The 23,789-nt window shown below is 42.3% G+C and carries 22 protein-coding genes; 14 read left to right on the top strand and 8 right to left on the bottom strand.

Features of this window, described 5'->3' with window-relative positions:
• Positions 1-77: 77 nt before the first annotated feature.
• Both E0E36_RS06635 and E0E36_RS06630 read right to left on the bottom strand, forming a co-directional pair.
• Positions 78-989: a helix-turn-helix domain-containing protein gene (locus tag E0E36_RS06635; RefSeq protein ID WP_242627144.1), complete on the bottom strand. Its 912-nt coding sequence runs from the start codon at positions 987-989 to the stop codon at positions 78-80.
• A gap of 71 nt (positions 990-1,060) precedes the next feature.
• Positions 1,061-1,867, bottom strand: coding sequence for an SDR family oxidoreductase (locus E0E36_RS06630; RefSeq protein WP_130855274.1), 807 nt, complete (start codon positions 1,865-1,867; stop codon positions 1,061-1,063).
• A 599-nt stretch (positions 1,868-2,466) separates the two neighbouring features.
• Between E0E36_RS06630 and E0E36_RS06625 the strand changes: the two genes are divergently transcribed.
• The 9 genes from E0E36_RS06625 (at position 2,467) to E0E36_RS06585 (ending at position 10,950) form a co-directional block, all read left to right on the top strand.
• The gene (locus E0E36_RS06625) at positions 2,467-3,231 is read left to right on the top strand and encodes an SDR family NAD(P)-dependent oxidoreductase (RefSeq protein ID WP_130855273.1); all 765 of its coding nucleotides are present in this window, start codon (positions 2,467-2,469) and stop codon (positions 3,229-3,231) included.
• A gap of 20 nt (positions 3,232-3,251) precedes the next feature.
• Entirely contained in the window at positions 3,252-4,181 is a 930-nt protein-coding gene (locus tag E0E36_RS06620) for a helix-turn-helix domain-containing protein (protein ID WP_130855272.1), read from the top strand.
• A gap of 322 nt (positions 4,182-4,503) precedes the next feature.
• Positions 4,504-5,430, top strand: coding sequence for a sensor histidine kinase (locus E0E36_RS06615; protein WP_242627143.1), 927 nt, complete (start codon positions 4,504-4,506; stop codon positions 5,428-5,430).
• Entirely contained in the window at positions 5,427-6,182 is a 756-nt protein-coding gene (locus E0E36_RS06610) for a LytR/AlgR family response regulator transcription factor (RefSeq protein WP_013667610.1), read from the top strand. Before E0E36_RS06615 ends, E0E36_RS06610 begins: the two co-directional genes overlap by 4 nt.
• A gap of 139 nt (positions 6,183-6,321) precedes the next feature.
• Positions 6,322-6,942, top strand: coding sequence for a porin family protein (locus E0E36_RS06605; RefSeq protein ID WP_013667611.1), 621 nt, complete (start codon positions 6,322-6,324; stop codon positions 6,940-6,942).
• A gap of 372 nt (positions 6,943-7,314) precedes the next feature.
• Positions 7,315-8,235, top strand: a complete 921-nt coding sequence (locus E0E36_RS06600) for a DUF6268 family outer membrane beta-barrel protein (protein ID WP_013667612.1) — start codon at positions 7,315-7,317, stop codon at positions 8,233-8,235.
• A gap of 2 nt (positions 8,236-8,237) precedes the next feature.
• Positions 8,238-9,125 carry a lysophospholipid acyltransferase family protein gene (locus E0E36_RS06595; protein WP_130855270.1) on the top strand — a complete coding sequence of 296 codons (888 nt, stop codon included), beginning with the start codon at positions 8,238-8,240 and terminating at the stop codon, positions 9,123-9,125.
• Positions 9,126-9,399: 274 nt separating this feature from the next.
• The gene (locus tag E0E36_RS06590; RefSeq protein ID WP_130855269.1) at positions 9,400-9,840 is read left to right on the top strand and encodes a hypothetical protein; all 441 of its coding nucleotides are present in this window, start codon (positions 9,400-9,402) and stop codon (positions 9,838-9,840) included.
• A gap of 24 nt (positions 9,841-9,864) precedes the next feature.
• Positions 9,865-10,950 carry a DUF6695 family protein gene (locus E0E36_RS06585; RefSeq protein ID WP_130855268.1) on the top strand — a complete coding sequence of 362 codons (1,086 nt, stop codon included), beginning with the start codon at positions 9,865-9,867 and terminating at the stop codon, positions 10,948-10,950.
• 93 nt (positions 10,951-11,043) lie between these two features.
• Here the strand turns inward: E0E36_RS06585 and E0E36_RS06580 are convergent, their stop codons facing one another.
• Positions 11,044-11,673: a nitroreductase family protein gene (locus E0E36_RS06580; protein ID WP_130855267.1), complete on the bottom strand. Its 630-nt coding sequence runs from the start codon at positions 11,671-11,673 to the stop codon at positions 11,044-11,046.
• Between the two features lie 105 nt (positions 11,674-11,778).
• On the opposite strand from E0E36_RS06580, the gene E0E36_RS06575 reads away from it, so the two are divergent.
• Positions 11,779-12,147, top strand: a complete 369-nt coding sequence (locus E0E36_RS06575) for a winged helix-turn-helix transcriptional regulator (protein WP_165446932.1) — start codon at positions 11,779-11,781, stop codon at positions 12,145-12,147.
• 47 nt (positions 12,148-12,194) lie between these two features.
• On the opposite strand, the gene E0E36_RS06570 is transcribed toward E0E36_RS06575, so the two are convergent.
• On the bottom strand, positions 12,195-13,061 hold the full coding sequence (locus E0E36_RS06570; protein ID WP_130855265.1) for an SDR family oxidoreductase: 867 nt from the start codon (positions 13,059-13,061) through the stop codon (positions 12,195-12,197).
• A 77-nt stretch (positions 13,062-13,138) separates the two neighbouring features.
• Positions 13,139-13,708 carry a Crp/Fnr family transcriptional regulator gene (locus E0E36_RS06565; RefSeq protein WP_130855264.1) on the bottom strand — a complete coding sequence of 190 codons (570 nt, stop codon included), beginning with the start codon at positions 13,706-13,708 and terminating at the stop codon, positions 13,139-13,141.
• A 530-nt stretch (positions 13,709-14,238) separates the two neighbouring features.
• On the opposite strand from E0E36_RS06565, the gene E0E36_RS06560 reads away from it, so the two are divergent.
• Positions 14,239-16,599, top strand: a complete 2,361-nt coding sequence (locus E0E36_RS06560; protein ID WP_130855263.1) for an ABC transporter permease — start codon at positions 14,239-14,241, stop codon at positions 16,597-16,599.
• A 13-nt stretch (positions 16,600-16,612) separates the two neighbouring features.
• On the opposite strand, the gene E0E36_RS06555 is transcribed toward E0E36_RS06560, so the two are convergent.
• Positions 16,613-17,416: an SDR family oxidoreductase gene (locus E0E36_RS06555; RefSeq protein WP_130855262.1), complete on the bottom strand. Its 804-nt coding sequence runs from the start codon at positions 17,414-17,416 to the stop codon at positions 16,613-16,615.
• Between the two features lie 84 nt (positions 17,417-17,500).
• On the bottom strand, positions 17,501-18,388 hold the full coding sequence (locus E0E36_RS06550) for a helix-turn-helix domain-containing protein (RefSeq protein ID WP_130855261.1): 888 nt from the start codon (positions 18,386-18,388) through the stop codon (positions 17,501-17,503).
• Between the two features lie 205 nt (positions 18,389-18,593).
• Here E0E36_RS06550 and E0E36_RS06545 point away from each other — a divergent pair, with 205 nt between their 5' ends.
• The gene (locus tag E0E36_RS06545; protein WP_130855260.1) at positions 18,594-20,753 is read left to right on the top strand and encodes an alpha-amylase family protein; all 2,160 of its coding nucleotides are present in this window, start codon (positions 18,594-18,596) and stop codon (positions 20,751-20,753) included.
• Positions 20,754-20,763: 10 nt separating this feature from the next.
• Here E0E36_RS06545 and E0E36_RS06540 read toward each other — a convergent pair whose 3' ends face one another.
• On the bottom strand, positions 20,764-20,976 hold the full coding sequence (locus E0E36_RS06540; RefSeq protein ID WP_130855259.1) for an aldo/keto reductase: 213 nt from the start codon (positions 20,974-20,976) through the stop codon (positions 20,764-20,766).
• Between the two features lie 95 nt (positions 20,977-21,071).
• Here E0E36_RS06540 and E0E36_RS06535 point away from each other — a divergent pair, with 95 nt between their 5' ends.
• Together E0E36_RS06535 and E0E36_RS06530 are read left to right on the top strand one after the other, a co-directional pair.
• Positions 21,072-22,493, top strand: a complete 1,422-nt coding sequence (locus E0E36_RS06535; protein WP_130855258.1) for a ComEC/Rec2 family competence protein — start codon at positions 21,072-21,074, stop codon at positions 22,491-22,493.
• An 18-nt stretch (positions 22,494-22,511) separates the two neighbouring features.
• Positions 22,512-23,783 (top strand): hypothetical protein, encoded by a 1,272-nt coding sequence (locus E0E36_RS06530; RefSeq protein ID WP_130855257.1) that lies wholly within the window; start codon positions 22,512-22,514, stop codon positions 23,781-23,783.
• Positions 23,784-23,789 lie beyond the last annotated feature (6 nt).

The raw sequence follows: 23,789 nt of genomic DNA, 5'->3' as shown, positions 1-23,789 counted from the left end.
TAGACCTTCGTCAGGTATCCATACGCACCAAGTAGTGCTATAACTCTACGGGAAGCCTGGCATCCAAGGCCTTTAGTCTAATTCCGTAAACTTTTTTTATAGCCTGAAGGAGATAAAGATGTTTTGCTTTTGAACAATTTATTGAAAGACTGCGGGTGTTCAAAGCCCAAGTGATAAGCGATTTGGGCCACCGTTAGGTCATTTTTTGCGAGATATTCCTTTGCTTTTTCAATCACCTTTTCGTGGATGAACTGTTGTGCGTTCAAACCGATCAGGTTTCGCAACAAATCACTCAGGTAACGTGGCGTAACATGCAGGTTTTCTGCAAGGGTAGCAACAGAAGGCAATCCCCCTGTTAATAACTTATCGTCCTTAAAATAATCTTCCAATTGTTGTTCCAGTCTTACCAAAAGATCATTGTTCACCGCCTTTCGGGTAAGAAATTGACGATCATAAAAACGATTGGCATAATTAAGCAGCAATTCAATTTGTGAAATAATCACATCCTGGCTAAATTTATCAATCCGCTCGTTCAGCTCATCCTGAATAAATCTGTAAATGCTGAGGATGGTTGCCTTTTCTTTTTCAGAAAGATATAAAGCCTCTGCCGCGGAATAGCTAAAATAACCATATTGTTTGATGGCCGAATTTAGTGGATAAGACCTAAGAAAGTCGGGATGAATATGCAGCGTCATACCACTGTAGTCGGCCTCTTCGTCCTGCATTTTTAAAAGTTGACCAGGCGCGATGAAAGACATCCCCCCCTCTTCAAAATCATAGAATCCCTGACCGTATTTCAACTTTCCCGAAAAACTCGTTTTGAATGATATTTTGTAAAAGTTCAGAATAATGCCCTCTTCAAAATCTTTAGGATCAAAACGTGCTTCCCCATAATTCATGATGCTGATGAGCGGATGGGATGGTGCAGCTTGTCCCATCGCTTTATGCAGCTGAGATATGGAATTGAATATGACGGGATGTTTTTTCACGATATACAAACTTAATCAAATTTAATTCCTGCTGAGAGACAATAAAGATTTGACAGGAGCAAAATGAATATTTAAAAGATGAACTGGGAACGGATTTTCTTAAACTGTCCCTCGGGTGTGGCTTCAATGCGTTCCTTATACAAGGTTATAGCATCATTACCAGCTATATACCTCAGTTGATCTTTCTCATCCGTGGCCGCGTCATAAATAATCTGCGACACATCTGCTGCTTTTGTGTAATTGGCAACCTGTTCTTCGCTGTAGCCCTCACTTACCTTGGCCACCAAGTGATTGTAAGCCTTGTGCATCCCTCCCTGCAAGGACCTTCCTGCGAAATCGGTTTGCATACCACCTGGTGCTACCACTTTAACCTTGACGCCAAAATTAGCTAACTCATAAGCGAGGCCCTCTGAAAAACCATCTACGGCAAACTTGCTAGCATTGTAAACAGAGCAAGTTGGATAGCCTAACAGGCCAAATGTAGAAGTAATGTTGATGAATGTCCCGCTTTTCCTTTCCCGAAAATAAGGGACGAATGCTTTTGTAACGTGGATGACACCGAATAGATTGGTCTGCAGCTGAGCATCGATCTGCTCATCGCTGAACGCTTCTAAAGGACCGATGAGGCCATAACCTGCATTGTTCAAGACCACATCAACAGAATGGGATTTCAAAATTTCTCTTACCGTTTTTTGGATTTGTGCGGTATCCGTAACATCCATTGGTAATAAGATTACATTTGGAAGCTGGGCCAGTTCGGTTTCCTTCTCCGGGCTCCTCATGGTGGCAATTACTTGCCAGCCTTTAGCTTGAAATAATTTGGCTGTCGCTTTTCCCAATCCGGATGAGGCTCCGGTAATAAAAATTGCCTTTTGCATATTTATTTGCTTTAATTGTACTATGCAAAAGTGGACATTACTATAAACCTAAAATTAATCTAAACTGAAATATTGTAAGCCAAAATGACGTATTTCTCCGCGATAACAAAAAAAGAGCATAGACCGTTAAATTCATTCTTTAAAAAGGAAGGTCATGACTCTTCATTTACTATCGGATTTTCTTTCAACACTCTGGGCAGTGCTATTTCCTCTTCACGTCACGGATTAAAACAGCGGCCCCCGATTTTCCGTCCCACCAACAGGTTTGTTTCTTTTGAATATGGTTTATGTCTTGGCATTTTAGCGATTTAGGCCCTATGCCGTACCAATCCATAAACATCTGCACTATCATCGCAAATTGTATCATGAATGCAAATAATATTGCATTGGTTACGCGTGGAAATCGCGGCTTCGGACTGCTTAATATATCTCAGCAAGTTTTTTTCAAACGCCCTCCCCTCTTAAATTTTTGGCTATAATGATTCCGTGCTGATACAGGCCAACGCCTGCAATACTGATTGGGCTACAAAGTGTCGGGGTTGGGCTACAAATCAAATTCATTACATCCTGAAATTTGTATCAAGAAAAAAATTAAAATCATGAGTACAAATAAAATTGCATTGGTTACCGGCGGAAGTCGTGGCTTGGGAAGAGATATGGCCATCAATATCGCCAAAAAAGGATTAGATGTAGTGATAACTTATCAATCTAACCAAACTGCTGCTGACAGTGTGGTATCTGAAATTGAAAAAATAGGACAGAAAGCATTGGCCTTACCTTTAGATGTGAGCATCTATGAAAATTACGAACCCTTCTTTTCGGATAAACTACTGCCGGCATTAAACAACCATTTTCAGGCTTCGACTATTGATTATCTCGTACACAACGCCGGACAAATTGCACCCGCACCCTTTGAGACCGCGAGCATCAGCGAGTTTAAAGACATGATACACATCCATTTAATGGCGCCATTCTTTCTTACACAACATGCCTTAAAAATTATGAACAATGGCGGTGGCATTATTAACATTTCCAGTGGGCTTACCCGCTTTACAACCCCTGGATTTGCAACCTACGCAGCAATGAAGGGCGGTTTGGAGGTACTAACCAAATATCAGGCAAAAGAACTGGGCGCCCGTAAAATTCGTGCCAATGTGGTAGCGCCAGGTGCCATTGAAACCGACATTATGGGCGGCGCAGTGCGAGATAATTCAACCCTTAACAAAGCACTGGCTGCCGATACAGCATTAGGACGCGTTGGTTTACCCACCGATATTGGTGCTGTGGTTGCCTTTTTATGTACCGATGAAGCGTACTGGATCAATGCACAACGTATTGAAATATCCGGTGGAATGAATCTTTAATTTCTTCGTATTTTTGGGTAATGAAAACATTCACGCATATTAAAACAATTAGCGAATTTCATCAGCGAAATCGGTTGTCCAAGCCGGAGCATCCCCTGATCAGCTTGGTAGACTACGGTCAAATGTACCACGATGAAATGCTATTGCATTTTACGCAGGGATTTTATTCCATTGCCTTTAAAAAGAATGTTATCGGTAAATGGCAGTACGGACGGCAGGATTATGACTTTGATGAAGGACTCATGTCTTTTTTTGCTCCTAATCAGGTACTGGATGTTACGATTGACGAACAACAGTTGAAGAATAAACCATCAGGATGGATTTTACTTATCCATCCTGATTTCCTATGGAATACCGAGCTATCGCAAAAATTCAGACAATACGATTTTTTCAATTACGCGATCAATGAAGCACTTTTCCTATCAGAAAAAGAAGAAACGATTATTGCCCAAATTTTTGCGAATATACAACACGAATACGCTTCAAATATGGACGAATTTAGCAAAGGCATCATCATCTCACAGATCGGGTTGTTATTGAACTATTCACAACGATTCTATAAAAGACAGTTCCTCACCCGGGAAAAAAACAACCACGAAATTCTCACCCGTTTTGAAAAAATTCTAGTGGACTATTGTAGCAGCGAGCTACTGACTCGGCAGGGCTTGCCAACGGTGTCCTATATCAGTGAAAAACTTCATATCACACCAGATTACCTCAGCACGATGTTGCGGCATATTACCGGACAAAACACTCGTCAACATATACAGGATAAAGTCATTGAAATGGCTAAAGAAAAATTATCGACCACATCGGCTTCCGTAAGCGAGATTGCCTATGGCTTGGGTTTTGAACATCCACAATCCTTTAGTAAGCTGTTCAAAAAACGCACAAAACTAACGCCTCTTGAATTTCGAGCAAGTATTAAGGCAACAAGCGCTCCACAATAATTTGCACGACGGCCGACCCCGCCGCCGCTCGCGTTAAAATAACGTTCAGTTTCTTGCATATGTTGTAAAAATTAACTGACCTTAAGTGGCTACCAATGATACCCATTCAGAAAATATTCACAAAAAGAATATAACCAGTTAAATTCATCCCTTAAAAAATGAAGTTCATCAGAAAAGGAGTAGATTTAGTAATAAATCTTCGCTGGAAACTTTATTTTTGAGCATGCCTCGGGTGAAAAGAATAAATATAAAAAAACTGTTCATTTTTTTCTTCTCCACACTGATTTATGCTTTGTGTCAAATGCTTTTCAGCATTATTCTCATGAAGGAAGATTTATGGGCTAATTTCCACATACAGTTATCAGCACATTATATCGTTATCTTCATCATGTGTTTTGCTGATTATGGCTTACTGCTACTTTTAAATAAATATCTACCTTATTCCAAAAATATATTTTATCGTATTGTGGCGGGCCTTATAGGCATCACATTGATCTGTTTGGTCATTCTGTGGATGTTTAATTACATGATCTACGACGTATTTCATATACCTGAGGAAGGTCTTCCCCCCTTCCTGGTGAAATTTGCATTTGCCATGACAACCAATATCCCGATTCTGTTGGTATTTGAATTAATCTATTATTTTCAGTCGGAACAAAAAGCTATAGCCGACTCCGAAACAGCCAAGCGCAAAGTGCTGTTATTCCAGCACGAAACCTTAAGGTCACAGATAAACCCACACTTCCTCTTCAATTCGTTGAATGTACTTTCTTCATTAATCTATATCAATCCCGACAATGCCAATAAATTCACCAAAGCCCTCTCCAAGACCTATCGGTATGTACTTTCTCTTACCCGGCAGCCGGTTGTTTCGGTAGCGGAAGAATTAGATGCCTTGGATTCGTATCTTTTCCTTATGCGGATGCGGTTCGAAAACTCATTCACTTTTACGGTAGATAAAATAGCGGACTGTGAAAAGAACAAAATTATTCCGCTCACTTTGCAACTGCTGATAGAGAATGCTTTTAAGCATAATATCGCAACCGAAGAATCACTGTTGCACATAAAAATTACGGTCGACCCTGATTATATTACGATTGAAAACAACATTCAACCGTCTAACGATGTGGATAAAGGCGGTATAGGACTCAAGTACATTACCAAGCAATATAAGCTGTATGCCAAAGACGTCGTCGTGACGCATACCGGCGATCTATTTATTGTAAAAATCCCTTATATCCAACAATGAAATACCTAATAGTAGAAGACGAACGATTTGCATACGAAGAATTAAAACGGATGATGGCGAAACTACGCTCCGGTTATCTCCTGGAGAAGCAAACCAAAACAGTTATCGATACCATTGGTTTCCTGAAAGCATCTTCTGTCGATTTAATTTTGATGGATATCCGTCTGGCCGATGGCAATTGCTTCGAAATATTCAACCATGTAAAGGTCAACACGCCTGTCATATTCACCACCGCTTACGATGAACATGCCATCAAAGCCTTTAAGCTGAACAGCATCGATTACCTGTTAAAACCTTTTGATGAGAAGGAGTTAGAAGCGGCCTTAATCAAATTCGAAAACATCTTTCATAACCACCACTATATAACCGACCCCAAGCGTTTTGAGCAAATCCTACCGGTTAAAACCAAAAATCGTTTCCTGATATCGAAGGGAGAAAATTATCACTACATAGAAACCACTGATATCGCGCATTTTTATAGTGAAGACGGCGTCGTTTTTCTCCACACCCTTCACGATAAACGGTATATTATTAATTATACTTTAGATCAGCTAGAACAGCAAGTTGACAGCCGCTTGTTTTTCCGCGTATCACGTAACTGCATTGCGAACGTAAAAGCTATTGAAAGTGTTAACAAATATTTTAACAGCCGACTGAAACTTTCCTTTGTACCCGCATGTCCACATGAGGTGCTAGTCAGTCGTGTACGCGTCCCCGACTTTCTGCGATGGATGGACGGGATTGTGGAATAGCTCCAAACACGGAAAACTTCATCCCTTCCATTCTATAGTTCATAGGGCAAATTCTTAGGTCTGTCGCTTGCACCTTTCAATAGCGGATCATCCATCGTTCTTTTGTTCAACATTAAAAACAAAATTAAATTTTAGAACGATGAACAAGAACGCAATCACATTTTTCCTAGCAGCCGGCGCCCTATTTCTTTCCCTACAAATGTCAGCTCAGGACAAACCTGTATCATTCGGTATTAAAACCGGACCAAATCTATCTAATTACCGCTTAGGTGGTGATATGAAAAACTTTAAAAGTAAAAGGAAAATAGGCGGTTCCTTTGGCGGTTTCGTTAAATACGATCTGAGTACCAATTTTGCCTTGCAATCCGGGATTGATGTGTATTATGACATCTCGAACCTAGAATCCAAATCAACTCAATCAACTACCAAGTTCAAATCCGTTGGTGTAGAAATTCCGCTCTATGGAATGGTTCAAGGGCAGCTAGGCAGTGGGAAAGCCTTTATAGGCGTAGGCCCTTATGTCGGTTATGGCGTCCTGGCAAAAGCCGGTGGCGTGAACCTGTTCAAAACGAATGGGGAGACCGGAAGACCTGCCCTAAAACGTTTCGATTATGGTGTCGGCGGCATTATAGGATACCAGTTTGATAAAAACTGGCAAATAAATGCCAGTTATCAATACGGGTTGGCCGACCTGCATAAAGCCCAGGGAGGCTCCATGAAAAACCAACGTGCAGCCATCGGAATAGCCTATAAATTTTAAAAAAGCCAAGCCATAGAACAGGTTGCGTACAGCAGTGTAAATATATGCCCCTAAAGAAAACAGCAAATAAACGTAGGGTCTTCCATTTCATAATTGTCTTAGCGTTATACAAGACATTAATTATAGGAAGCAAGCGATGAAAACAAACAACAAGGGTCAAGCCGGTTATTTAAAAATAGGTTATGCCGTGCAATTTAATACACCTGAATTTCTGTACGCAATGGCTTTTTTCGAATTCATTTTATCCGGTTCATACTACACTTCATCCACCAGATGCTGAAGTCTGCCATCTATTGCTTTCGACATCACTTCATTCACCCTTCTTTTGCTTCCTATATAATAAATAAGTGCAAATAAAAATTTAAAAATCATATGAAGTTCATATCATTCTGCTTAACAACGTTAGCCATACTACTCTATCTCGAAGGCAACGCGCAACAAGTGTCTTTCAGAACCGAGTATATTGGAAATTCGGGCTATTATTATCTGCCTCCGGGTGAAAAACCACGAGAAAAAATCGGTAATAGCAAAGGTTCCGCCATGGTTTACCAAGGAGCCGTCAACATTCCCTTATCCATGAAAATGAATGAAAAGAATCGTCCCACAGCTTGGGGGATTGGCCTTGGCGGATCATACGTCTCTTTGAAAAACCGAAATTTTTCAGATGAAATGGTTTCCGAAATCATGAATATACAACTCGGGGTTTACCATCTACGTCCGTTAAATGACCGATGGTCGATGCGGGCCAGCCTAGGAGCCGGTATATTTGCTCCCACTACCGATTTCTCCAAGCTGACATTTAAAAATGTGCTGGGAAGTGGGGGCCTTGTTTTTATCCGGCACCTGAAACCGAATCTGGATATAGGCGGTGGCGTATCGATCAATAGTTCTTTAGGGTACCCCATGATATTTCCGGCGGTTTATGTTAAATGGAAGCTTCACGGAAAATACGATGTCAATGTAGAAGTAATCGAAGGCCTTGAATTATCGGCAGGTTACGATTTCAACGATCGGTTCAAACTATCTTATGCCATTGAAATGAACGGGCAGGTCGCCTTATTGAAAAAAGACGGCAAAGACGTGATCTTCTCGCACCAGTATATCGTTACAGGCTTTCGTCCCGAGCTCAAGCTCGGTAAAACCGGGTTAACCATGACCGGTATGGTGGGACTAAACCTATACCGTCCGGCTGCGTACAGCGACAGAACCTTGAAGGGTGTATTTGCATCCGATAATGATTACTTTTTTTCTGTTTCCCCTTATGCATCGGTTGGCTTAAAGATGAAACTCTAAATATGAACCCGAAGCAGATACTAAAACAACTTGCTTATAGAAGTGCTTATGCCGGCCTATACATAATAAGCCTGCTACCGATGACCTTTCTATATGCATTGGGTTCCATCACTTATTTTCTTGCTTATTATATCATCGGTTACAGAAAAGAAGTCGTTATCCAGAATATAGCACGTGCCTTTCCGGATAAGCGATACGGAGAAGTCCATGCAATTGTAAAAAAGTTCTACACTTGCTTTACCGCCTATTTTGCCGAAATCATCAAAAGCATTTCCGTTTCGGCTGAAGTGCTTGACAAGAAAATTGTATTTGAGAATCAAGAATTAATTGATCAGTACATAGCCTCCGGACGAGACGTTATTGCTTGCCTGGGCCATTGCGGAAATTGGGAGATGCTGAATTTTATGCCTTTTAAGATGCAATACGACATATATGCCGTTTACAAACCCCTTCGCTCAACCACGATGAATAAGCTGATGATTAGATTCCGGTCTCGTTTTGGCATGAAGTTATTACCTGATAAAGCGGTTGTACGCCAAATACTAGCTAAAAGTTCAGGTCCGGCCGTCTATCTATTCCTTGCCGACCAATGTCCGCCGATAAAAGAAGAAAAATTCAGGTTCACTTTCTTGCACCAGGACACATACGTCTTTTCAGGCATGGAGAAATTGGCACGCACGAGTCGATCGGCCGTCATCTACTTACATATTACACAGCTATCTAAAGGGCATTACAAAATAACCTGTTTACCAATCTGTTCCGAAGCTTCAGCTACGCGAGAGGGCGAGATAACCCAAAAATATGTAAGCCTCTTAACCGAAAACATCAAAGAAGAACCCTATGGTTGGTTATGGACACACAAGCGATGGAAAGGATCTCCATCTAGCTGATGTCCACCATTAAATTTATAGCATTCCAGATAGCAGCGGCTAAAAATCTTTAGCATAAAACATTTTTGATAATGAAATATCCATGATTACCAAAGACAAACATAAAATAATCCGGATATTCCACCTGCCTGCCGGTAGGCAGGTATGGCCTTTAAAAGAGAAGTCATTTACATATGAACCCGACATGATTAAAAATAATCATTAAGCACACAGGGCAATGATTATTTTAATCATCAAAGGCTCCATCTGACAACTAAAAACAAAAAATAAACAGATGAAATATTTATTAGTTGGAGATAGCGGACAAGAAGAACAAATGTTACTCGACCATCTTGCAGCGTTTTTTTGGAACAATGGACACGAAGTGTATAGCCGTACCAGTTTAGGCAATGAAATCAATTATCAAAACATGCTAACATGCTGTGACTATATCGTTTTGCTGACCTTTCGAGATTATCCAACAGCATCATTCTTCGAACACGGGCAGGCAGTATATGAACATGTTGGCCTAACGAAAAAGCTTCACAAAAAAATTATGCTGGTTTTTTCCAAAAATGGTGTCTATACCAATGCGATTCCATTTCCACATAAAATTTTCCATTTTGAGCACTTGAACAAAAAAGAATTAAGCCGTTTCTTCCGTTGGGGCACGAAATTAAATCTATTTATCAAACATTCACCGCATAGGGGTTACCGAAACTTCATCTTCCTTTAAAGTCTAACATAAAAAGAGAATATCATGCAGTCAACGATCACCTACAATGATATGGCCCTTATTTTAACATGGCCGGATACCACTATCCGTGGAGACGAAAAGTGGATGTTGTTTTTAAAGAAAATTGGCATCGTAAAAAACTTAAATTTTAAAGTAGGTCATACCGGTATTGTTATCATTAAACGAGAAACCGGCGAAATGCTCTTCTATGACTTCGGACGATATATCACGCCCCGGCAATATGGTCGAGCTCGTTCTAAATTTTCAGACCCTCGCCTAGCGATTACGATTAAGGCGAAATTTGAAGGTTGTTATATTGACAACCTTGAAGAAATCGCAACACAGTTTGAAGCATTGAAACCTGCCATGTATGGAGAAGGTATTCTTTATTTCGCTATTGCTCGTGGTATTAATTTCGAACGCGCCAAAGCTTACGGAGACGATTGCGTACTTCAAGGTGCATATCCTTACGGTGCCATCGCCCGCAACAACAATAATTGTTCACGATTTATTGTCCGCATGCTTGCTCGGTGTTCCAAGCGCTACAGCTGGCGACATACTATCAATTTCCCCGAAACAATTAAAGCAAGTCCCATCAGTAATTTAGTTAATGTAGTGCCAGATAGAATGATTTACTCATTTACACCCCATGAGGGCTTAAAACATGTTAAGATGAACCGTTGGCAGTCCGTTCGTTTTTTACTGAAAAAGCTAGGAGAGAATGTAAGCCAAAGAAAAGCCCGTCTTTTACCCGCCGACCACTCGGTTGGCCGCATGAACGCACCCTCAAAACCCATTACTGTGCCTAAAGAGGCACAGTATCTTGGAGGCGTGGGTGATGGAGCATGGTTCAGTATACAAGCCACTACTGGCGACAATGTCATCATTAAGCGGTTCACTTCGGAAGGAAAATTGGAGTATGTGATCCTTGGCGAAACAACCGAACCGGTTAACCTGTCACAACCTTTCGAAGTCACCTATGACAGTCACCTCCTCTTTACACATATCAAACAGCACAGAAAAAAGATTCGCATCGAGCATCTACAGCAACTGCCGGTAAACTACTCCCCGAGTGAATGGCGTTATAAGAATCTTCCCGTGGTTGGCTAACCGTCCCTGATCTTTTAAGCCAACTTGTCAATTTCCAGCTCATGGAAGTGTTGCGCAGCAATAGCAAGCGCCCCTACAGCCAGATTAAATCGTTTATGCTACAAAAGCAGAAAATTCTTCTATGGGCAACCTTACTTTTGGCATATCAACCAGGTAATCATTTTCCGCATCCCGATAGCCCAACGAAAGGATCACCGCCGTATGCAATCCCTTCTCCTTTAGCCCTAAAACCTCATCAAATTGGGCAGCATCAAAACCCTCCATGGGCGTAGAATCTATCTTCAATTCCGCAGCCGCCAGCAAGGCAGTACCCAAGCCAATATAAGCCTGTTTACTAGCCCAGACGGCATTTGCTTCCGCTGTATTTGCACTGAAATAGTTAACTAGTTTTTCTGTAAAATTAGCCATCCCACCTTCCGGTAAATTCCGTTGCTTTTCGGCCATTTTTATATATTCTTCAATATATGTTGTGGATATCTCGTTGAAAGCCGCAAACACCAATAAATGAGAAGAATTTACAATCTGTCCGTTAAACGAACCTGCGCCCAATTTGGCCCTTATCTCCGGATTAGAAACTACCAAAACCCGATAGGGCTGTATTCCGCATGAAGAAGCGGTTAGGTTGATGGCTTCTAAAATTTGGTTGATCTTTTCCTCGCTAACTTTTTCTGTACTATATTTTTTGGTGGCGTAACGCCATTTTAAATGATTAATAAGTTCCATTGTATAAATTTTTATGTTTGCGATGCAAAGGTAAAGCAGAATTGTTTAAATTTGCCACTAAGTGACAAAAAGTAACAGTGACATTTGGGTAACCAAGGGACAAAAATGAAATCAGAAAGTATACTAATCGAAGACTGTAGCCAAACCGTATTGGCTATAAACGACACCATGGAAATCTTAGGTGGAAAGTGGAAGGTGCTTATTATCGCCTGCCTGTGTTACCAATCCATGCGCTATTCCGAATTACTGAAGAAAGTTCAGGGCATCTCCGGTAAGATGTTAAGTCGGGAGCTGAAGGAGCTTGAAGTAAACGGATTGATTGAAAGAAATGTATTGGCCACTTCTCCTGTCTCGGTAGCCTATAAGATTACAGAGTACGGAAAATCATTAAAGCAATTGACGCAAACCATTGCCGAATGGGGACTTCAACACCGCGCACGTATTCTCAAAGGCATGAGACAGGAAAAAGTTTAGGTGGAAGTGCTTTGAACAACTTGCTGAACAAGCATCACCTTTTATACCTACAAACTCAATAAATCTTTCATTCCAAATGCTGTTAGTACTCGGTCGTATTCAACCTGAACGGCTTCATTAGCCGTTTTGACAATCTCTCCCGTAGATGGGTCAACCACGGTTCTTAACGGGCGTTGTCCTTTTGGTAGATTGATTAGCTTTACCACGGCATCTGCAATGTTTTGAGGATCCGGTTTTACAGTTTCAAACATCTGACTAAGGGCATTGAACATTTTTTCCGGAACTTCCGCTATCAATTTATAATCGTCAACAACCGATGTGTCAGATCCAGCTTGAATCTTTTGAGACATCTCAGTCGGGAAAGCCCCCGGTTGAATAATTGCAACATCTACCCCTAAAGGTCGTACCTCATAATGCAAGCCTTCGCTTAAACCTTCCAAAGCGAATTTTGAAGCACCATACACCGCTGAAAAAGGGGGCGAGAACCTACCCCACCCACTCGAGACGTTGATGATCAAACCTTCCGACTGTTTACGCATAAAAGGCAAGGTCAATTTCATTAATCTCCAGGGAGCGATCACATTCACATCAAAAACTCGTTGCACATCGGCCGTAGTAGCACTTTCAGCCACCCCGAATAGGGCAACACCCGCATTATTTACCAATACATCGATGGTACCTTCCTTCGCTATAACAGTGTCAAAAGCCTCCTTAACACTGGTTTCATCTGTTAGCGTAACATCCAAAACGGTGATATTGGCTACCTGTGATAGCGCATTTGCCTTATCTGCATTCTTTCCTTGGGTGTCTCTCATGGTGGCATATACTTTATGCCCCAAAGCGGCTACACTATTAGCGGTAAGCCATCCAAACCCACTATTTGTTCCTGTAATTAATACAACTTTTTTGCTCATTGCTATTCATTTAAATTAATGATACAAAGCTCGGTATCAAAAAAGAGGAAGCATTTACCATTTGGTAAAAAGTGCGCTCAACGGATATTTCTTCGTATTCGGCTCAAGGATTGTTGAGTGATCCCAAGATAAGAAGCGACATGAGAAAGCGGCACACGGTTAACAAGACCGGGAAATTGTTCAATGAACGATAAATAGCGCGTAGTTGCATCCTCAGAAACCAGTGGGCTCCTTCTTTCAATCGCTTTTAACAAACAATTTTTTGTAATCTGAGTTATAATAGCGTCCCAGCCAACAATCGTATTGCCGATCTCGTCCCAACTTTTCTTTGAAAAAACGAGCATTTTGCAAGGTGTAACGGCCTGTACATAATCGGAGGCCACCACTTGTGCCTCAAACTTTTGTTGGTCAGAAACAAAATTGTTCTCGTCTACGAATGAGTGTGTGATCTCTTCGCCTTTGTTGTTGTAATAGCAGAAACGAACGATCCCTTCAAGAATAAACCCAACGTGTCTGGGGATCTTTCCAGCTTCCGAAAAATAGTCATCCTTATGAAGTTCCAACGTTTCCGCTTTGCTCAGAATGAAATCGATTTGCTGTTTGTTCAAATTTCCAAACTGTAATACGTAGTTGATAAACTCTTTCATACTTTAAATTTCGAACTTATTATGAGGAATCCGCTTACCATATGGTAAAAAGTTTTTTCGCTGCCTAATTTATCAATGGCTAGGAACCTGTTTAAAAGAACATTTTTTTTATTTTGATGTCGCTGCTCGTTGCTTCAATATCGTCCAAGGCCATTTAAGCATTTCAGAACCTCAATGCAAAGGGGCTGTAGCGCCTAGGGAAGGACGGCCTTCCAGGGTGAGCGTAAAGAAAATTCGATTGGAAGGGCCGAAAAAACGTTATGCGAAAAAGCGAAGGAAAGGATTGAGATATGGGGCGGCTCCGCATAACGGCGGGTATGAAATCGAATTTTTAGCGAGAACTGGACAGCCTTGATGTTTGTCTCACTTTGCATCAAGGTAAAGTGAGATGAAAGCTGTGCGCCAATGAACAATCACTGTTCGAAAACGAACACTTGCTGTTAAAACCAAAGACACAAACAACTAATAATCAAATTGATAAAATTATGGCTCCATTTATGTTTAGTTAATATTCAATTAAAGGGCTCGGTATGATAAAGAACTACATCAAAATTGCTTGGCGCAATCTACTTAAAAACAAAGGGTATTCCATCTTGAACATAACAGGCTTGGCTATCGGTATGGCAGCTGCCATGTTGATCCTTTCCTGGGTACAAAACGAACGGAGTTTTGACCTATTTCACCATAAAAAAGACCAACTCTTTTTAGTAGGAAACCGAGCCAATTGGGGCGATAAACTTCAGGTGTGGTTCTACACGCCCAAGCCTTTAGGGCCGGCCGCCAAAGCGGAATTTCCGGAAATAGCCCATTACAGCCGCTACTCCGATAATAGTTTTCTGTTCTCCGTGGGCGACAAGAAACTAAAGGGTCAGGGCGCCTTCGTTGATTCCGCTTTCCTTTCCATGTTCGATTTTCCGTTGCTGGAAGGCGATAAAGAGCATATCTTAAAAACCCCCACCGAAATTGTCATTAGCCAAAGCCTGGCTAAACGCTTATTTGGCAAAGAAGAAGCACTGGGGAAGACGCTCAAAATAGATAGTGTAGATGTAGTGACCGTCTCCGGTGTTCTAGCCGATATGCCCGGCAATACCCGGTTCACAGACGTGGAGTTCCTGCTTCCCTGGAAATACATGGAAAAGATCGGTTATAGTGACGACTACTGGAGCAACAATTCCGTGCAGACCTATGTAGAATTAAATCCGGGCATTAGCAAAGAGGCAATGGACAGGAAGATTAAGGACATCACCAAGCGGCATAATGGACCGGAGGAAGACACGGAAGTCCTGCTGCATGCACTCCCCGACTGGTGGCTCCGCTCCAAATTTGAAAATGGAAAGATAGTGGGCGGGCGCATTGATATGGTCAACCTCTTCACGCTGATCGCCGTTTTCATCTTAGTAATTGCCTGCATTAACTTCATGAACATTAGCACCGCCCGAAGTGAGAAACGGGCCAAGGAAGTCGGCATCCGAAAAGTAGCGGGCGCCTATCGCGTGTCGCTGATCGGCCAGTTTTTAAGCGAATCCATTTTGATTGCCGCCATCTCCGGCGTCATCGCCCTGTTTATTACCTGGTTAGCCCTACCCTCCTTCGGCAATTTAATCAGCAGGCGTTTAGCTGTTGATTTTGGTCATTTCCAGTTTTGGTTAAACGCCGTAGGCTTTATTTTAATAACAGGCTTGCTCGCCGGCAGTTTCCCGGCATTTTTCCTTTCCTCCTTTCAGCCTGTTAAGGTGTTAAAAGGCACCTTTAAACAAGCAAAAGCCACTTTTAGTCTTCGTAAAATCCTGGTAGTTATTCAGTTCACAATTGCCATCATTCTTATTATAAGCACCTTGGCTGTTCATAAACAAATCCAATACGCAAAAGACAGGGAAAATGGTTATGACAAAAACAATGTCGTTTATATTTCGGAGGAGGGCGAGGTCGCCAAGAACAGCAAGCTGATCAAAAATGAGCTGCTCCAAGGAGGTGTAGCCGTATCGGTCACGCGATCCAATTCTCCAATTACCGAAAGTTGGAGTAACAGTAATGGATTTTGGTGGCAGGGAAAAGCACCAAACGATAAAACACTTATCGACCGTATGTGTGCTGACGAGCACATTGTAAAAACAGCCGGTCTTCGTTTAGTGGCCGGTAGGGACATGGACCTGACGCAGTACCCTACCGATTCCACAGCCATCCTTTTAAATGAATCAGCCGTAAGACTTATGGGCTTCAAAGACCCCATTGGCCAGTTGATCAAAGATAATGGCATTGAATGGCACGTAGTGGGGGTGGTGGCCGATTTTATTTCGCGTTCACCCTATGAACCCGTGGAACCTGCTGTCATCGAAGGAGCGAAAGGATGGTTTAACGTCATGCATATCAAGTTCAATCCTGCCTTATCTACGGCTACTGCGCTTGCTAAAACAGAAGCCATTTTTAAGCGCTACAACCCCAATTATCCTTTCGCCTACAACTTTGTAGACAAAGCTTACGCCGCTAAATTCAAGGAATCCGAGCAAACCGGCACCATGGCAGCTTTATTTGCTTTTCTCACCATCTTTATTTCCTGCCTGGGTTTATTTGGACTTGCCGCCTATATGGCCGAAAATCGGACGAAAGAAATTGGAGTCCGCAAAGTACTCGGTGCGTCGGTTTTTTCCATTACACGCTTGCTGTCCAAAGAATTTGCCTGGTTAGTCATCATTTCTTGTTTGGTAGCTTTTCCAATTGCCTATTGGGCGATGGATAAATTCCTGGAAGCTTACACGTACCGTATTTCCCTCGGTTGGGGTTTATTTATCATCGCAGGATTGGGGGCGCTTATACTGGCTTTACTCACTGTGAGTTCACAAGCCATTAAAGCGGCAATAGCCAATCCGATTGATTCATTAAGGGATGAGTAAGTAAATGGTTTTTTTACTGTATAGCGCTACGCACAGCGTCTAAGCGTTTTTGTAATCCGTCCTGAACATGTTGTATGGCCACTTTTCCGATCGGCAATCTAAACGGAGGTTGCGCATGGACGGCACAATCGATTATAGCTTGCGCAACATCATGCACATTGTCCAGTTCACCAAAACCCTCATCGATAAATTTGCGTAGATCGTTTACCGGTGTGTCTTGGTATACATCCAAAGCAGGCGCTATGAGCAGGCTACTGCCGAAGTTAGTTCCCGTTGGCCCCGGTTCGGCAATTGTAAACCTAATATTAAAAGGTCGTACATCCTGTGCGGTCGACTCGATGAAGCCCTCTATTCCCCATTTAGATGCATGATACAAGCTGAAGCCCGGATAAGCAATCTGACCGCCTTCTGAAGACACCTGTATAATATGCCCCCCATCCCGCTGTTGACGCATTACCGGAATCAGTGCTTTTATCAATCGGATTGATCCTAACAAATTGACTTCAATCTGCTTCGAGATGACATGATCATCCAATTCTTCCACCGCTCCGAAAACACCCAGTCCGGCATTGCTCACCGCAACATCTATTCGTCCCATTTCCGCCAGCGCTGCTTCCACTGCATTATGAATACTCTCTGTATCTGTCAGTTCTAAATAACCAACATGGAGTTGTTTAGGATATCTTTCTTTCAATTCCAACAATTGTTCCGTTTGCCGTAGTGTCGCAAAAACAGTATGCCCGGATGCCAATAAGTGCTCGGTAAGAATACGGCCAATACCGCTTGATGTGCCTGTGATAAACCAGTTCTTTGTCATAATTTTATACGTATTATTTACACGACAAAGTTCGTGGATCGTTAAGCCATTTTTTTACAGAAAGCAAACCATCATTTACGAAAATCAAACCTTTCGGTATTGCAATGGCGAAAGCCCTTCATATTTCTTGAAAAAGTTGGAAAAATGGCTAACTTCTTTAAAGCCCAAGAGATAGGCAATTTCCGAAATATCAATGGAACTATGCTTGATGAGAACGCGCGCCTCCTGTAAGAAGCGTTGCTGTATTAACTGGGTAGTTGTACTTCCCATCGTTTTTTTCAAAACCCTGTTCAAGTAGTTTTCGTGAATCGCTAGCGTATCCGCAAAATCCGCTGCGTTCCGAAGGGGCACCTGCTGGTTTTTCAATTCAAGCGGAAACTGTCTTTCCAATAACTCCAAAAATGAGCCGGTAATCCTGCTAGCGGCTGCATCGTGCCGGTTAATCCGTGTTTCTTTAGTAGACACTTCATTGACACTGTGTAACACCTCAAAAATCAAATTCCGGATTTTATCATATTTATGTTGATACGCCGATCGGAAAGCCACGTCCATTTTCTCAAAAATAGCTTCAATTTCATCGTACAACCCTTCCGTCAATTCAATAACATTATCCCCTTCAGGCCGAAACATTTGGTAAGAGTCGATATTGCCAAAATGATGAAAAAACTCTTTGTTAAAAATACAATACACCCCACTGTGCGAATCCGCTCCCTTCGGAATCCAGTTATAGGGATAAGAAGGATTGCCAAAGAACAAACCCCGCTTTTGAATTTCATAGGTTTTATCTGCGAGATGAATTGTATACGCGCCCTTGAGCAAGTTTATTTTGTAAAAATCCCGTCGGTTGTAAGGAATAGGCTGTACGGAGCACGTATCCAATTCCTGTACCCAAAAAAGGTTGAAATTACCCAAATCCTTATTCACCAATTTATTTTGCGAGCGCAGGAAGTGGTTCATATCAATTCTTTCCATGTCCTAAAATTACAAAAATCAAACCAATGTAATGGCAACAATCCTCTTTCATCCTACCCTGAAAAGCGACAGAAACTAAAAGTGCCTTTGAAAGTAACCAGCATAATTATACAAAGAAAAAACCTTCAAATTTATTAACTTTACCAATCTAGCAATAAATCTAAAGCCCAAGGTCAGAAATGACGTATAGCCCTTTAAACTAATTATGATGAGCGTATCCGCAAAGAATTTAAACACATCTTATCATTTCATCTTTCTCATACTGTTATTTATAAGCCAGGGTATAGCCTCAGGCCAAACAGCCGATACCCCCTGGTGGAGCCGCAATAACCTGCGGGTTATTCAAACAAATCTTCCTGCCTTTACCGCCGAACGTATCGAACCGAAGGCCTTTGTAGACCAACTCGTTGAAGCATCAGCCAACACGTTGATCATCAACGCCGGTGGCATCATGGCCTTTTACCCCACCGCGCTCCCCTATCATTATCGAAATCCCTATGCCACCGACACCCTATTGGGCGAAATCATTGATCGTTGCCATGCACAGGGCATCCGTGTCATCGTACGCGTAGATTTCAGCAGATTACATAAATCCGTTTTTGAAGCGCATCCCGATTGGTGCTACCTATCTAACAAAGGAGAACGTATGTTTAATGATGATATTTACGTCGTATCTATCAATGCGCCTTATGTACAGGAAAAGTCGTTTGAAATCGTAAGCGAAATCATGGACCGCTTTCCCATTGATGGTATTTTTCTGAACATGCCCGGTTATCAAACCAACAATGCTTACATCGGAAAGTACTACGGTATCGATCACAACCCCTATGATCAGAAACGTTTTAAAGCATTCAGTGGCATGGATTTACCGGAAAAAGAAGACACACAAGACCCCGTATTTAAAAAGTACCAGGCCTTTAAACAGATGACTTTAGACGACTGGGCACAGCGATTACACAAACTGGTTAAAACCAAAAATCCAGCCGTCGCTATTTGCACCTACACCGATCAATATGTAGATATTATCCGCCACGAATCGCAAAGTAATACCAGCCTCCCTTATTGGCCTTACAATGCATCAGACAATGTCAGTAATGCCATGGGTTCTTATCCATCGCACATTATCAGCAATGCATCCATCCAACAGATTTCCTTTCAATCGCGCTTTAACAGTGTAGGTCCTGAAGAAGTTCGCATCAGGCTATATGAAAACATTGCCAATGGATCCGGGTTAGATATCAGCATGATGGGCGAATTCAATAACAATACCGATCCGCGCAACTTCCCCATTATTCGTTCCATTTACCAGTTCCATAAAACACATGAACCCTATTATGGCAATTACCGCTCCACGGCCAAGGTATTGATTCTCTCCCCCAGCTTATGGGCCCACGGCGCAGAGGGAGAAGAATACAGAGGCATCCAGCTGATGTTAAAAGAGACCCATATTCCCTTCGATGTGATGGAATACCGCCGCCCCCATGCGCAAACCGAAAGACTTGGGCAATATAAAGTTATCATTATCCCTGGCATACCCTCGCTTGACAGCTTAGATTTACATGCCTTATCGGTTGCCGTAAAAAAAGGTACCCGATTATTTGCAACCGGAGCTGCTTTTTCACATCATCCCGCCTTTCTGAAGGCGCAATTTGGAGCCTCTTTAACAACAATAAACCATGATGCCGCCGGCAATTACCTACAGGTTGATGACAGCAGCATTTTTAAGACATTGGGCGGTCAGCAAATGATTCATTTAGCCTATCCAATGCCGCTTTACACCTTCAGTTCATCGGTTAGCAACTACCTGCCCATCCTTAGTAAAGGTCGCCCGGGCCCACCGGAGATTGTAGGCGGGCATGAACCCATCGGTCATCAAGCACTGGCCATCAACACCGTTGAAAAACAAAAAAATGCCCTTCTAGTGCCCGCCATTGGGCGCCATTATTACCTAAAAGGCTATGAGCAACATAAAGCGATATTTCTAAACACCTTATCGGCGATCTATCCAGCAGCCCAAAGCTTATTAAAGACCGACGCTCCCGAACGTGTAGAAATGATATGGAAACAATATGCACGCAATGATGATGCAAATCATTTGGTCGATTTTCAGGCAGAAGGGCATATCTTGCACCTGATCAACCTAACTGGTTTCAGCGGGAATACCTACTTTAAGCCGAACGATTTGCATGGTATAAACCTTGATATTGCCTTAGCTGAAAAACCGACAGGGGTTCACCTATTAAAAGCTAATCAAGCTTTGGATTATTCTTGGAAAGACGGCAGAATACGCTTCACCGTACCCACGCTTTCCGACTATGAAGCCGTTGTGATAAAAAACAATTCTCGGGAAAATGATGTAAAATAGCAATTAGCCTTTACGTCGAGCCACTTGCTTGCTGTATCTGTACCGTCTGTAGTTTTAATACTGCTAATGCCTTATTGATATTGCTTAGCTCCTCGTGTATCAAGCAAAACTCAACAACTCCAAGGTTTTCCTGCAAGCGGAGCAATTTCGATGTACTGGGAATAGGCACAATAAAAAATGTATGTGCCGGTAGCCACGCTAATGCAATTTCTGCAGGTCTCACGCTTTAAGCTTAATGTAATTACCATCGCTAATAATAGAAGTAAATCAGTGTTTTTCACACATTTTTTCATATTATTACACATATTTTCTCAAATTATGACAATCAAAATTAATCTACGCCTTTGTATGCAGGTTTTCTGTAGATGCATGCTCAATCCATCTTTTCCCAACCAAGGAAAGGTTATGATGCTTTCTTTGCTTCTCACTATACTCAATCTGGCAAAAACAACCGCTCAAACGCTGGAGATCCACCAGATGAGTGTGGGGCACGGTGACGCCGCACTCGTAGTCGTTAGAGACACAGCCAAAGTGAGGCAGGCGATTATAGCTGCCGGGCAAACAGTCCCAGCCGATCGTACCGATATGCTTCAATTAGCGGTAGACAGCAGCGTTTCGCTGAATGGTACTGTCGTTAATGCCGTGTTAATTGACGGAGGCGACGGCAGTAAGCAAGCGAACAAAATCAACTTCTATATGACCAAAATGGGGATCGACTCGCTGAACTATATGATTGCTTCACATTACCATCAGGATCATATAGGCGGTTTACCCGGTGTCCTTGTAAACTTCAATTCAAATAAAGGCTCCTGGGATCGGGGGCTGGTAAAGCCGCTCCCAAGCTCAACCACCTCCAATAAATCACCCAGTGTTTATGGCAAGTACGTAAAAGCGGTAACCAAAGCGCCTATGACACGAAACACCACCAATTTAGCCACAACACTCAATTTATTCGGTACGGGCAAAAAACAGATCCAACTACTGTGTGTAGCCACCAACAACTACGTTCTCGGTGATACCACCACAAAACCGGCACCACGGTCAGGAAGCAATCAGAACGATCTGGGCTTAGCTTGGATCTTGCAATATGGTAATTTTCGTTTCTACAGCGCAGGTGACCTTGGTGGTTGGAAAAGTGGGGGTTATATCGATATGGAATCCCCATTAGCAGAAGCGTTAAAGGCTAACGATCAATCGAACTTCAAATGGGTCCATAACGGCAATGATGTTACCAAGGGACATGTCTGTTCCTTTAAGCTGAGTCATCATGGCAGTACCATCAGCACCAGTGAGTATTTTCTAAGCTTAATTAAACCGATAACCGGTCTTATCTCCTGTGGTGATAAACATGGACATCCCAATGAAGAAGTAATCGAAGCGTTGGACACGCATATTTACCCTAAATGGGATATCTCTAGCTGGACAGGTATCACACCTGATTCAGTTGACAACTCCCTTCAACGCTATTTTCTTACTTCTTTAATGGATGGCTTTACCGACTCAGCACGCGTCAATATAGGAAATCCCGCCAAAAGCAATGGCGTTATTGCAGGCGATATCGTGGTGATTGTTAATGACGAGGATATTGAGCAAAAAAGCAGGTTTACCGTTTTCTGGAACGGCGAACTACCGGGCACTATGGTAAGTCACGTAATGCGCACCCCAAATGCCGAGGGGAATATTAAGATGGAGTGCCACGAAGTGAAAACCAACAATGCAGACCTCGTCTATTTTAAATAATCAGTAACACCAATTATCATGGCATTAACGTTAAGTACCGCAAATGGATACAAAGTAGTTACCGGTGTATACGAGGGTCAAGGGACCTCAGCGATCCGGATTGGCCAAACCGCGCAGACCTTTGGCGGCTCCTCCAACCCGTTGGTAGTCGGATTTACTCGTTTAGACGACCTTACCTACACCATCAAAGCCTTTTTTGATCCCTCTTTATCGCCTTTGGCGCGAGACCAAGCTTACGACCAGATCTGTTTTATTCAAGTAAGCGATTTTTTGATCAACGGTTTGCAAACGCCCTTTCAACTGAAAGATCCGACAAGCCCCTTCCTTTTCACTAATCAATTCAATTCGCAATCGCATGCACCCGAGCTTTTAAAATGGATGAATATTCCCAAGCAATACGATAATCCTCTCAAAAATTTATGGTTCCCGGAGTATCCCTTGTGGGCCCTACAAGACGATCCACAACTAACTTTACCGCAGCTTTACAAGTATCCGCAACTTTACGGAGGATACACACGCTATAATCCAGCAGGCATTACGCGTAAAGGGAATGATAATCTCTGCGCCTTCATGACCTTAGAGACCGCATTGAGCTATCAAGGGCTGCCGGTAGACTTCAACAATCTAACTTATTTCAACACACTTGATTTATCGACGCTCAGGGGAACGGCTATTCCAGCAATTGTTCCGTTCCAGGCTCCCTTTATTAAGACATATCTTGCAGATCAGGGGATTATTCCCAACAACGCTCAAATAAAAAACACACAAACCATAAATGGCATCTCTTATTTTTTAATTAGTTATGAGAGTTTCGCGGAAAAAGCTAATAGAAGCATACGCTCTAAAACATTCCTTGCGGTTTGGAATGATGGGCAAACAACCTATTACGCAGTGTTAGATGACGACCTGCAGGAAGAATGGGAAGAAGCACAATTGATATATGGTAGGCCAGATTTGAACGCTTTAAACGGTGAATTAAGTAGCCGATATGGATATTACATTAAGAATCTATCGATTGAAAAATTTCGCTTATCACTTCGCTACGACACTTATGCCTGTGCTACCATCTATAATGCCGATACCAAGCTTTATCACTTAAAAGTTTTCGATGGGTTCCGCGTAGTGTTAACTAAACAATACAATTATATCATCTCGGGAAACGAACAATGGCTTGATACTACCTTCCATACTGAACCTTTGTTAGCTATAGACAGGCAACAGTTTTTGCAGACCGTTCAAGCATTTATCAGTCACCAAAATCCGGGCAGTCAACTCGTACCTTATCTGTAGTCATCT

This window comes from Olivibacter jilunii (genome assembly GCF_900607235.1).
GTDB lineage: Bacteria > Bacteroidota > Bacteroidia > Sphingobacteriales > Sphingobacteriaceae > Olivibacter > Olivibacter oleidegradans.
This window is presented reverse-complemented; position numbering and strand designations above follow the sequence as displayed.